This is a genomic window from Peribacillus sp. P4_D6, from assembly GCF_056401795.1.
Genome location: NZ_JBFUIQ010000109.1, coordinates 1 through 12975, shown reverse-complemented (window position 1 = coordinate 12975; position 12975 = coordinate 1). Strand labels below are relative to the sequence as shown.

The window sequence follows — 12975 nt, the reverse complement described above, 5'->3', positions numbered from 1 at the left end:
ATGAATTGGAGAGCGGCTTACGTTTAATAGGGGAACTAGTGGAATATGCGGAAGGGTTCATACGCCAGAACGTACCAGTTTCAAAGTTGAAAATAGGCTTGAAATGCGGTGGTTCCGATGGTTTTTCAGGCATTACTGCTAATCCATTGGTTGGTGCGGTTTCCGACTTAATTGTGGAAAATGGCGGGACCACGATATTGACAGAGGTTCCTGAGATGTTTGGAGCGGAAACGATATTGATGAACAGGGCGAGGGATGAAGAAACCTTTAAGAAAATCGTTGGCCTTATAAATGATTTCAAACAGTATTTCATTCGCCATGATCAAGAAATTTATGAAAACCCTTCACCTGGAAACAAGGAAGGCGGCATAAGTACACTGGAGGAAAAATCACTTGGATGTACACAAAAAGGGGGCCTTGCCACTGTAGTGGATGTAAGCCCATATGGACAACGAGTAGAGAAGCATGGTTTGAATTTAATCAATTCTCCTGGAAATGACCTGATTTCGGTGACGGCTTTGGCAGCAGCCGGCGCACATATCGTTCTATTCACTACGGGAAGGGGAACACCATTCGGCGGACCGGTGCCAACTGTAAAAATAGCCACGAATTCGGATTTAGCCGATCGTAAAAAGCACTGGATTGATTATAATGCCGGACGGTTGATAGAAGGTCAAAAGATCGATGAAATAAAGGACGATTTATTCCATTACATTCTTGAGCTTTCATCCGGTAAAAAGATAACGAATAATGAAAAATTCGGGTATAGGGAGATTAGCATCTTTAAAGAAGGTGTCATTCTCTAATAGTACAAGGTTTCTATTAAGGTATAAAAAAGGAGTGTTAATCAGTGAAAAGTATCGTTTGTGAACAACCTTTTGAATTTAAGATGATACAGTCGGAAAAACCCGTACCAAACTCAGGGGAAGCTTTGATTCGTGTGCGGCGTATAGGTATATGCGGTACGGATATCCATGCATATGGAGGTAATCAACCCTTTTTTAGCTATCCTCGAATTCTTGGCCATGAATTATCCGGTTATATTGAGTCCATACCGGAAAATGAATCTGGGCTTAATGTCGGGGATCAGGTATCGATCATCCCCTATATGGAATGTGGAGAATGCCTGGCCTGCAGAAGTGGAAAAACGAACTGCTGTACGGATATGAAAGTGTTGGGTGTACATGCTGAAGGCGGCATGAGTGAGTGGATTACGGTTCCTTATAATCATTTGGTGAGAACCGAGGGTCTCACACTTGATCAATCCGCAATGATAGAGCCTTTAAGTATCGGGGCTCACGCAGTTAGGCGCGCTGCTATTCATAAAGGGGAATTTGCACTAGTGATTGGTGCTGGTCCCATTGGTTTGGGAGTCATGGCATTCGCTAAAGAACAGGGTGCAAAGGTGATCGCAATGGATATAAATGATGAACGCCTTGCGTTTGCTGGCAAATGGGCAAATGCCGATTATACTTTGAATGTTTTGGAGAATCCAATGGAGAAATTGGCCCAATTGACGAATGGAGATATGCCAAGCGTGGTATTTGATGCGACAGGTAATGCTAAGTCAATGATGGATTCTTTTAAATATCCTGCTCACGGCGGAAGATTGATTTATGTCGGTTTAGTTAAAGCTGATATTTCCTTCAATGATCCTGAATTCCACAGTAAAGAGCTTACATTAATGGGAAGCCGCAATGCAACAAGGGATGACTTTGATTATGTCGTGAATACGCTGAAAAATAATTTGTTGGATATGAGCCAGTATATTACACACCGCACACATATGGATGAAATGATCAATCAATTTGAAGGATGGTTAACTCCTGAAGCTAAAGTGATCAAGGCGATTGTCGAAATATAAGCACTAGGTATGCTGTTAGTTCGCATTCTAAATTGGATATTTCAATAAGAAAGGAATTCTTTGATCATGAACATAAATAAAAGTCCACTAAAGCGTTTGAGTAAAGATACAAAAGCTGCCCAATCCTCACATAAGATGGATTTCCCCATAAAAGTATTGCAGATTGGTGAGGGGAATTTTCTTCGGGGCTTCTTTGATTGGATGATTCATGAGTGTAATAAACAAGGTCATTTCAAGGGAAGCATTGCAGTTACCCAGCCCCGCCGCGTCGGTAAAGGGAAAATAGAGGAAGTGAAGCGGCAAGATGGACTGTATACATTAATGTTACGTGGTTTTCACCAAGGGARGAAAGTGGAACATACAGAGATCATTTCCGTTTTTTCAAAGGTAATTGATCCATATGAAGAATGGATGGAATTTTTAGCACTATCAGAAAATCCTGAATTGGAATTTGTAGTTTCCAACACGACTGAAGCAGGACTCAAATACCATCCGATTCCTTTGGAAGAAGRAAAGCCGATGGAATCTTTTCCAGGAAAGCTGACTGCTTTTTTGTATCATCGCTATCTGCATTTTAACGGGGATGCGAAAAAGGGACTGATCATGCTTCCATGTGAGCTTTTAGAGAAAAATGGTGATTCATTGAAGCAATATGTTCTTAAGCATAGCAGGGATTGGGATTTACCAAAGCCATTCATGGAGTGGGTGGACCGGGACAACCTATTCCTAAACTCGCTTGTAGACCGTATCGTTACAGGATTTCCAGCCAATGAGTCGGACACCCTATTTGCTGAATGGGGATACAAGGATACTCTGCTAAATACGGCAGAACCCTACCATTTATGGGCTATTGAAGGTGACCCTTGTATCGATCAACGTCTTCCTTTACAACAATCCGGATTGAATGTGCATTGGGTAAAAGATTTGACACCTTATCAAATGAGGAAGGTAAGGATACTTAATGGTTCACATACCTTGTTGGCTCCTTTAGGCATTTTATCTGGATTGGAAGAAGTAAAACAGGCAATCGATCATCCGGAATTCAACCAATTTCTATGCAATGCCATCGAAAAGGAAATAATTCCTTCATTACCTTTTGATCAAAATGAGATGATGCAATATGGGGAAAGTGTTCTTGAGCGATTTAAGAATCCTTTTGTACATCACCTCCTGGCCGATATCTCGCTGAACAGCATTTCGAAGTTCAAGGCTCGTCTCCTTCCTACCTTAGAGGAATATCATGAGGCGAAAGGCACGCTGCCCGACTGTATCGTAAGAGGTTTTTCGGGCCTGATCCGATTTTATAGGGTTAATGAAATGAAGGGGAGTTATATTGGTAAAAGCTTTGCGGGTAAAGACTATGTCGTTAAAGATGATATAAAGACAATTGAATTTTTCCAGGAACAATGGCTTCGTTATGATAAAGGGGAAGTCCCGCTTAGACAATTGATAGAGGCAACCTTAAGTAATCAATATCTATGGGGGAAGGATTTGAGCGATATCCCGAACCTAGGAAATGAAATATGCCAATATCTAGAAGGGATGATCGACTAAAATAATCCGTTGAAAGGATATGGACAAGGTTAAGTTCATGAATAACATTACTATCTATTATTTTTTTCTTTATTTTATTTGTATTTTTGGTATACTGAATTAGTGATATTTTTTCTTGGTAGTTTCCTAATGGAAAGATATTAAAAGAATTACATATTCTTTATTCCCGTGAAGGGGAGTAGCGTCAGGGATAACCTGAAATAAAGTCGTCATTACGTGGGAATCCCACCGGCTTTATTGGCCTAATTCATTTAGTGCTTAGCGAGACCTTTGCCATTTATGGCAGAGGTCTCTTTATTTTTGTAAAAAGGAGGAATTTGTGTTGGATTTTTTATCAGGTGAATTCATTTCAGGACTTTTAGCGATCATTATGATAGATTTGGTTCTAGCCGGTGATAATGCGATCCTTATTGGATTAGCTGCAAGAAAGCTTCCAAAAGAACAGCAAAAAAAGGTGATAATATGGGGAGCGGTCGGGGCAATAGTGATAAGGATCATTGCAACGCTGCTAGTTGTTTGGCTATTAGAGGTGCCAGGACTGCATTTAATAGGGGGATTACTTCTTGTATGGATTGCTTATAAGCTCCTTATCGATGAAGAAGAACATGATGTGAAGCCTGCAGACTCGATGTGGGCTGCCATAAAAACCATCATTATTGCAGATGCATTGATGGGATTGGACAATGTCCTAGCGGTTGCAGGTGCTTCTCATGGTAATTTCATTTTAGTGGTGATCGGTTTACTTGTATCAATTCCAGTAGTGATGTATGGAAGCACTTTGATCCTGAAACTGATCGAACGCTTCCCATTCATCATAATAATTGGTGCGGGAATACTAGGCTGGACAGCTGCTAAAATGATCGTAGCTGAACCTTTCATGCACGACTACTTTGCAAATCCCTTCATTAAATATGGATTTGAAGCGATAGTGGTGATTGGAATCCTGTTTGCCGGGATTTCAAGACAGAAAAATATTGAAAAAGAAAAAGCAAACAGAGAAAAAATGCAAATCGAACGTAATGGATAATCGATACAAAGAGACCTTTCGGATGAAAGGTCTCTTCTTTTTGTCTATGCAATATAAAAGGGACGTACCAAAGTCCGCAATTTGGTACGTCCTTTTGCGAATTAGCAAACGATAACATGCACTTCAATCATGATATCTTTGCCAAATGAGCATATGGAGCGTTCACTCTGTTATTTTAATTTAAGTTAATCCAGACACTTTTGACTTCCGTATAATTATCCAAAGCATAACTGCCCATTTCCCGACCGATTCCACTTTGTTTATACCCGCCAAATGGAGAAGCTGCATCAAATGCGTTATAGCAGTTTACCCAAACTGTACCTGCTTTTAATTCATTAGCGACATAATGGGCTTTTTTTACATCCTGTGTCCATAAACCTGCAGCCAATCCATATTCTGAGTTATTTGCCCGGTTTATTACATCATCCAAATCGTCAAAAGGCATCGCAGCTACAACAGGACCGAAGATTTCCTCTTTAGCGATTGTCATTTCGTCTTCAACACCTGCAAATATTGTAGGTGTAACAAAATAACCCTCTCCTTGTCCGTAATTACCCCCGGTAACCACTTCAGCTCCTTCAGACTTTCCTTTTTCAATATAACCGCCGACTCTTTGCATTTGTTCACTGGATACCAAAGGCCCTATCTGGGTAGATGGATCAAGACCGGCCCCTTGTTTAATGTTTTTTGCATGGGACACTAAGTCTGCTACCACGTTATCATAGGATTTCTTTTGAATGTACAGGCGGGAACCGGCACAGCAAACTTGTCCTTGATTAAACATGATGCCCATTAAAGCTCCAGGAATGGCTTTACTCATATCTGCATCCGGTAAAATGATATTAGGTGATTTCCCGCCTAATTCCAACGAGATTTTTTTCACGGTTCCCGAAGCTTGGCGCATGATCATTTTCCCTACTGAGGTTGAACCGGTAAAGGCAATTTTATCGACATCAGGATGATCTACAAGCGGTGACCCTGCTGTTTCACCAAATCCTGGTATGACATTGAGAACGCCTGGAGGAAAACCTGCTTCAAGCGCCAATTGTCCTAAATATAAGGCTGAAAGCGGCGTTTGCTCCGCTGGTTTTAAAACGATCGTACATCCGGTGGCAAGGGCTGCGCCTAATTTCCATGCGGCCATAAGTAGGGGGAAATTCCAAGGGATGATCTGACCTACCACTCCAACTGCTTCATGACGGGTATAATTGAAGTAATTCCCAGCAACAGGTATTGTTTGTCCTACTATCTTAGTGGTCCATCCCGCATAATAACGGAAGTGATCGATTGCAAGGGGGATATCGGCATTAGTGGTTTCGCCAATTGGCTTGCCATTATCCAGGGTATCCAATTGCGCTAACGCCTCTTTATGTTCCTCCATGAGGTCCGCTAATTTATAAATGAGGCGACTGCGTTCAGATGCACTCATTTTTTTCCAAGGACCTTTGTCGAACRCCGTACGTGCTGCTTTGACTGCTTTATCTACATCTTCCGGACCCGCTTCACTCACAACCGCTAAAACCTTGCCGTTTGAAGGATCGAGAGTCTCAAAGGTTTTTCCTGAAGCAGCTTCCACCAATTCCCCATTTATCAAAAGCTTTTTGGTGCCCTTCAAGAATTCTTGCACACGTGGATTGAGTTTAATAGTTTGTTCCATGTATAATACCCCTTTTCAATTGGATTATATGTTCGTTATCTGTTTGGACAATGGCTCTAAGTAAAAGGACCAGGCATACTATTATGTTTTTTTCCAATTCCCTTTGGCAGACTTGCAGCGATTCTGACTATCTTGATTTCTTTCTTACCCCCCTTTATCAAAAGGAATCAATATCTCGACATGTAATTATGCAAGACTGATGCCATAACAAAAAACCGATGAAATCAGTTAAAAAGGTGGTGGAGGGAAAAGGGAAGGTGCCTTACTGTTCCATATTGGAACAGGCAGGTGTTCCAATATGGAACAAAAAAGTTTAGTAATTCACAGAAGCTTGTTTTCATTTTGGTGGATATCTGAATTTTCTGTTATAATTAAATTGAAGGAACGAACCCTGAATGCTCTGAAACTTTGGGTCACTTAGAGTTTCATTAATGAAATTGAATAAAAAACAGAAGCCGATTTACTTGATTATACATACGGGAGGATTATTCAATGTCTGTTAATATAAGCGCGGATAAAGGAACCATACCGGCATTTATTCAAGAATCATGGCAGCGGTGCATTTCGAAGGGACTTCAGCCAAGCATGATGGAAAAGGAAGATATGCTTGGTGCTTTTGAGTTGGCCGAATACCACGATCGATATGCGGAACTTCTGTACCATTCTTCTCCCATTTTAGAAGAAGTTTATCATTCGATTAATGGTTTGGAGTCCATTTTATTACTTGCTGCTCCTGAAGGATATATCATCGAAACAGTTGGGGATCCAGCTTTCATCCGCCATGCAGATAATGTTTCCTTAAGAAAAGGGGCCAATTGGCTAGAGGAATCAAAAGGAACAAATGCAATAGGAACAGCCATAGTGGAGAGGAATCCTGTATTGATTCATGGCAGTCAACACTTTCATCAGGATAACCATTTTCTTACTTGTGCCGCATCACCCATTTATCACCCTGATGGGCACCTGCTTGGTGTTTTGAACTTAAGCAGTCATCAACAGAATTATCATCCTTTTTCCATTAGCTTAGTTCAGAGGGTGGCTGATAGCATCAAACAAGCACTCTTGTTGTCCCAAACACAAAAAAGGGAGAAAAACCTTTATTTTATATATGATTCATACCCTGATCCGTTAATTACCCTAGATAAAGAGGGGAAAGTTACAGATCTCAATTCAGCGGCGTCAGATGTTATCGGCACATTGGAAAAACCGGTATCGAATATTGTATCAGGAACTGACCCACTCGTTTTAGAACGGAGGGTTTCCATTAAAGACCAGGAATTCTTGGTTCAAACCCTTGGCAAAAATATGGAACATCAATCATCCGTGATCGTACGGTTAAAAAAACAGAAATTGATTGATGGATTAACAACCAATCGTTATCAATTTACCGATATAATAAGTAATGATCCGCAAATGAATCAAACCATATCCATTGCTAAAAGAGCTTCAGCGCTTGATATCAGCTTGCTAATCACTGGAGAAAGCGGAACGGGAAAAGAACTGTTCGCTCAATCCATTCATGGGTATAGCTTAAGAAGTGATAAGCCATTCATCGCCATCAATTGCAGCGCAATTCCAGAAAACTTATTGGAAAGTGAGTTATTTGGGTATGAAAAGGGTGCCTTTACTGGAGCAAAAAGCGGCGGGCATAAGGGGAAGTTCGAAGCTGCAGATGGCGGAACCCTGTTTTTGGATGAAATCGGGGACATGCCGGTACAAGCTCAAGCGTCTCTGCTCCGTGTGCTTCAGGAACGATGTGTGACGCGTGTCGGCGGACATGCTTCCATTCCAATCGATGTCAGGGTCATTGCTGCCACCAACAAAGACTTACAAAAAGAAATGGAAGCTGGAGAATTCCGTGCAGATTTATTTTTCCGCCTTTGTGGATTATCTTTAAAACTTCCAAATCTGAGGAGTCGTAAAGATTTATTGCTCTTAGCAGAATACATTTTAGCGGATTTACCTTATAAGAGCGAACATACTGAACTGACAGTCGAAGCTAAAACATTCATTTTGGGATATTCGTGGCCAGGAAATTTCCGTGAATTGCAAAACGTTCTCGGACAGGCTGCATTCCTAGCTGATAAGGGCCCGATTACAAGGGACATGCTTGTGGCACTTTGTCCTGTTTCTTCCATTACAAATGAGGAAGGGGCAATTGCCGATCGAGAACCAAGAAACTTTCAAGAACAAGAAACCCAGCTTATCAGAAATGCATTGGAACGAACAGGTGGAAATATCAGTAACGCCGCGAAACAACTCGACATCGGCCGAAATACGCTTTATAGAAAAATGAAAAAATATGGAATCAACTTTCAAAAGTAAGAGTTCCTTAGTATATAAAAAAACATGTATGATAATTTTTCTTTTAAAATCTCTCAGATTCCCGTCCTGATTTGGTCGGTTCTTGTTATTGCAAGTAACTATATGCGAACATGCATACCTTGTCTCCTTATAAGCTACATTTCACTACTATAAATAATGAAGTGCAGGAAATCAAAATCTCATATAGAATGATGTTATTGATATAGTATCTAAATTTCCGTAAGGGGATGTGTGGTCAATAGTATGAAGTTGTCATCTGAACATAAGAAGTATAAATTTGTATTGATCCAATATTTGGAAGAAAAAGAATCTGAGTTTTTAAATGAATGGAACGAGACTATTAAGATCAATGAAATAGATCCCTACAAAGAAAAGATTAAAGAAAATGGTTATGGAATGTACTCATTGGTGATCCAAACGTTCAAGGAAGTACTATCTGAAGATTTGCTGATTAAATTGGCTTACCAGGTTGCAAAAGAACGTCTTGAAGCGAATATCAACATTGGGGATTTTCTATATAATATCAATTTGGGGAGAAATATCATAATCAGAAATCTTTTTGGGGCAAATATCCCGATTAATTATATGCAGAAATTCATTAATGACATCAACTTGCACTTTGATACGTTCAGCTACCATGCAGTAACGAGATATACGAATCTTACAAATGAAGTGATTGAGGAAAAAAAGTCTTATATAAGTGAAAACCACAAAGATAAATTAGCGGTATTGGGCCAGATATCATCAAGCTTTGTACATGAATTCCGAAATCCTCTTACAGCTATCATGGGGTTCAATAAATTACTGAAGAGGGAGAATCCGGATTTGAAGTATTTGGATATCATTGATTATGAGTTAAATCAGCTGAATTTCAGGATAACCCAATTCCTCCATACCTCTAAATCAGATTTTAATGAGGAACAAAGAGAGGAAATTTCAGTGTTAAAGCTAATTGAAGAAATTCAAGAACTGACTTATGCAAATATTGTGGATGCCAGTGTTAATGTGGAAATAGATATTTATCCAAACTTCGTCATGACAGCGAGCAAGGATGGGTTAAAACAAGTGTTCTTGAATCTTTTTATAAATTCGATTGATGCCTTAAAGGATAAGGAACATCCAAGAATTTTGAGGATAAACTCTTTAATCGAGGCGAATGAGAGAATAATTAGAATTTCAAATAATGGACCGGCCATTGCCAGTGAATTGATTGAATCTATTTTTGAACCCTTTGTCACGACGAAAGAGTTAGGAACGGGAATTGGGTTATACGTATGTAAAAAGATCATTGAAAGTAATGATGGATATATGAATTGTGTCTCCAATGAAAATTTAACCACATTCAGCATCCATTTCCCTAAAGTCCAGAATGAGCTTCAAAGGGTATAATACATATCATATAGTGCCTTTTCATAAAGTAAAATAGTATACATATCGATATTTTTCGAAGCATGTACAGATTTTTGATTAATAGGAAAGGCTGTTTCGGATCTGCCGGTATTACATAAAATCATTCTCAAGAAAATAAATATATTTGGAAGATGCAAAATCATAATTTGGTTTTTGGCATCTTCTTTTTATCTCTGTTATTTTTCGGTAGGTAAAGGTGTCGAAATCTAAAATGAAATCAGTTAAATTGTCATTTTTAATTCAATTGTGAATCAAAAAGGGTGAATAATTAATATATGAATCAAAAAATGCATTTATGATGCAACAATGAATCGTTTTTAATCCATAAAAGCGTTAAACCCTAATTGAATAACTATCCTTTTTTTGGCATGGATATTGCTTTTATTTTATATAGGTATGAAATTTTAATGAGAGAGGGTGCTTTTATAAAAAAAAAAGATAGAGGAAAGAAAGAATAAGAGCTGGTTATTTTACATAAAAGAACTTCACTCAACAAAAAGCGAAAGTGAATATCAACAAGGACCATTGTACGTTCCGTGTAATTCATTGAGGGGCTGATGGTAGTAAAGAGATAGTATAAATAGAAATGCATTACCGGTTAATAGAATATACGCTGTTCAATATACATATAACGATTGTGAATTTGGCCTCATGAAAACGAATGATGAAACGGGTATAGGACTGTTAACATTGTTTTTTTTGAATGAAAGATTTCTACTAGGGTACCCATGAGCAGTGGTTTACTGCTTACAAAACGTTAAATTGACAGTTTTTAAGGATGGTGACGATAGTGGCACTTCAAACAAATGAATTGAAACATGGTCTAAAGACCAGGCATGTCACAATGATTTCTATTGGCGGGGTAATTGGGGCAGGACTATTTATCGGAAGCGGAACCATAATTGATTCAGCTGGTCCTGGTGCGATTTTATCGTATATAATCGCAGGATTGATGATCGTGCTTATAATGCGTATGCTGGGTGAAATGGCTGTTGTAAATCCTGATAGCGGATCCTTCTCAACATATGCACATCAAGCATTCGGTCCTTGGGCCGGGTACACGATCGGCTGGTTATACTGGTTCAACTGGGTTATCATCATTGCTATTGAAACTACGTTATTGGGAACTATGATTCATGATTGGTTTCCTGGTATACCTATGTGGGCTGCCAGTCTATCTTTCCCTATATTAATGACGATTACGAATATCTATTCAGTCAAAGCTTATGGGGAATTTGAATACTGGTTAGCTTTCATGAAAGTGGCTGCCATTGTAATATTCCTCTTCCTTGGTGCCGCCATGATTTTTGGATTGGTTCCGGGATTTGATTCACCAGGCCTTTCAAACATTACTGGAGAGGGAGGATTTTTACCAAAAGGTTTTCTGCCTGTCCTTCTTAGTGTGATATTCATCACTTTCTCTTTATCGGGAAGTGAGGTAGCTGCCATTGCTGCAGGAGAGTCTGAAAACCCTGAAAAAAACATTATTAGAGCCATAAACAGTGTCGTATGGCGTCTACTTCTTTTCTTTGTTGGTTCAGTGACCGTGTTGGTTCTCGTAATCCCCCAAKGTGCTGAAGATTTACTGAAAACCCCCTATGCCAGCGTATTTGACATGGCAGGCCTGCCGGCAGCTGGTCAAATCATGAATATCGTAATCTTCACTTCATTGCTTTCTGTTTTGAATTCAGGCCTGTATACTAGCTCTCGTATGTTATATTCTTTATCAAAAAAAGGTGATGCACCGAAAATCCTTTCCCGAGTGAATAAGCGGGGAATCCCGATTTGGGCGTTAATGGCAAGTGTTTTCTTTGCTTATGTGTTCACGACATTTAAATTTGTTTCCCCTGATAAATTGTTTGCTTTTCTCGCAAACAGCTCGGGAGGAGTCACGATGATCATGTATATCTTTATCGCCTTTTCTCATCTATATTTACGGAAAAAGACGGAAAAAGAAAATCCCGGGACACTCAAAGTGAAAATGTGGCTATTCCCATATTTAACCTATGCGACCATTGCCGTCTTATTTATTATATTCGTTGCTCAGGCGTTTATTGATTCCATGAGATTGCAATTCTTTCTTACAACCCTTCTCACGATTCTAGTTATTGGGTCATACTTTCTGTTTTATCATAAGAAAAACGTAATTGCTGCTGAACAAGAAGGAAAACTAAAAAATATCCACGTTAAGGAATGTAGTCGCTTTGTCCGATTATAGAGAAAAAAGATTGACTATTCTAATAAAAGACTGCCTTTAGTGGGCGGCTCCGTTGGGTTTCGAAATAGTCTCTACCCAAACTATGATTTTAAAAGAAGACTAAGTTATCCTTCATGTTTTTACTTTTTGACGGGGTTTGTACACTTTGAACGTGAGACCCCGCAGGCGAAAGCCGAGGGCCGACCGCCCGCGGAAAGCGAGTGCCCTAYGTTCCAATCAACGTCCAAATTGTACAAGCCATAAAAATAGACAAACTCGATTTACATCGAGTTTGTCTACAGCCTGGGCTGCTCTTAGTGGGCAGCTTTTTTTCTGGTTCCAAAAATGATTGCATTCTTTGCATGGGGGCGTTTATATATAATCGTAACCTTGACTGCCACCCCCTCTGTACAATTATGATACTCATTCATTTGCAACTTTGAAATCCTTTGCTAGAATATAATCTATAGAAAAGATTAKGAGTGGTGACTGTGGCTGAAACTCCAGCTGAAGGTTTGATTCATTATATTGCACCAAAAGGAGAGTATATCCCTTTTTTAGATGATACGGACTATATCGCTAAAGGATTGGAATGGAAATTATTCACTGCCCGTTCGGTTAAAAGAGAACTATTATATAAAAGCGGAAGTTTTCAAGCAAAAGTCAAATTGGCAGGTTATGAACAATATGGCAACGGACTTGACACTATCGTCGTTCAATTTGAAAATGGTAAGCTTAGCTGCATTAACCCTTCCTATTTAAAGGAAATGCAAAGCTCCAGTTTCGGAAAAGAACTGTTGAGTGGCCCGGTTTCCGAAACAGCCGCAGTTTCAAGTGAAACTGAGCAGGTGGATGAAGCACCAATTACGGAAAACGCCGATCAGCCAAGTGCAGAACTGAAGCACCAATTACGGAAAACGCCGATCAGCCAAGTGCAGAAC

General features: G+C 39.5%; 8 protein-coding genes and 1 pseudogene. 8 read left to right on the top strand and 1 reads right to left on the bottom strand.

Annotated features, from left to right (window positions below; genetic code table 11):
- The 4 genes from AC1DVB_RS21400 to AC1DVB_RS21385 form a co-directional block, all read left to right on the top strand.
- Nucleotides 1–806 (top strand): UxaA family hydrolase (locus AC1DVB_RS21400; RefSeq protein ID WP_477590842.1); only part of this gene is annotated, 806 nt, incomplete at its 5' end.
- A gap of 44 nt (nt 807–850) precedes the next feature.
- Nucleotides 851–1864, top strand: coding sequence for a zinc-binding alcohol dehydrogenase family protein (locus AC1DVB_RS21395; RefSeq protein WP_477590840.1), 1014 nt, complete (start codon nt 851–853; stop codon nt 1862–1864).
- A 66-nt stretch (nt 1865–1930) separates the two neighbouring features.
- Nucleotides 1931–3418: a tagaturonate reductase gene (locus AC1DVB_RS21390; RefSeq protein ID WP_477590838.1), complete on the top strand. Its 1488-nt coding sequence runs from the start codon at nt 1931–1933 to the stop codon at nt 3416–3418.
- 322 nt (nt 3419–3740) lie between these two features.
- Nucleotides 3741–4445 (top strand): TerC family protein, encoded by a 705-nt coding sequence (locus AC1DVB_RS21385; RefSeq protein ID WP_057277507.1) that lies wholly within the window; start codon nt 3741–3743, stop codon nt 4443–4445.
- 175 nt (nt 4446–4620) lie between these two features.
- Here AC1DVB_RS21385 and AC1DVB_RS21380 read toward each other — a convergent pair whose 3' ends face one another.
- On the bottom strand, nt 4621–6102 hold the full coding sequence (locus AC1DVB_RS21380; RefSeq protein ID WP_477590836.1) for an aldehyde dehydrogenase family protein: 1482 nt from the start codon (nt 6100–6102) through the stop codon (nt 4621–4623).
- Between the two features lie 492 nt (nt 6103–6594).
- Between AC1DVB_RS21380 and AC1DVB_RS21375 the strand changes: the two genes are divergently transcribed.
- From AC1DVB_RS21375 to AC1DVB_RS21360, 4 genes and pseudogenes are all read left to right on the top strand, one after another.
- The gene (locus tag AC1DVB_RS21375) at nt 6595–8427 is read left to right on the top strand and encodes a sigma-54-dependent Fis family transcriptional regulator (RefSeq protein WP_477590834.1); all 1833 of its coding nucleotides are present in this window, start codon (nt 6595–6597) and stop codon (nt 8425–8427) included.
- A 243-nt stretch (nt 8428–8670) separates the two neighbouring features.
- Nucleotides 8671–9816, top strand: a complete 1146-nt coding sequence (locus tag AC1DVB_RS21370; RefSeq protein ID WP_098864378.1) for a histidine kinase N-terminal domain-containing protein — start codon at nt 8671–8673, stop codon at nt 9814–9816.
- 802 nt (nt 9817–10618) lie between these two features.
- On the top strand, nt 10619–12055 hold the full coding sequence (locus AC1DVB_RS21365) for an amino acid permease (protein ID WP_477590832.1): 1437 nt from the start codon (nt 10619–10621) through the stop codon (nt 12053–12055).
- Nucleotides 12056–12525: 470 nt separating this feature from the next.
- A pseudogene (locus tag AC1DVB_RS21360) lies at nt 12526–12975 on the top strand (hypothetical protein); the annotation flags it as partial.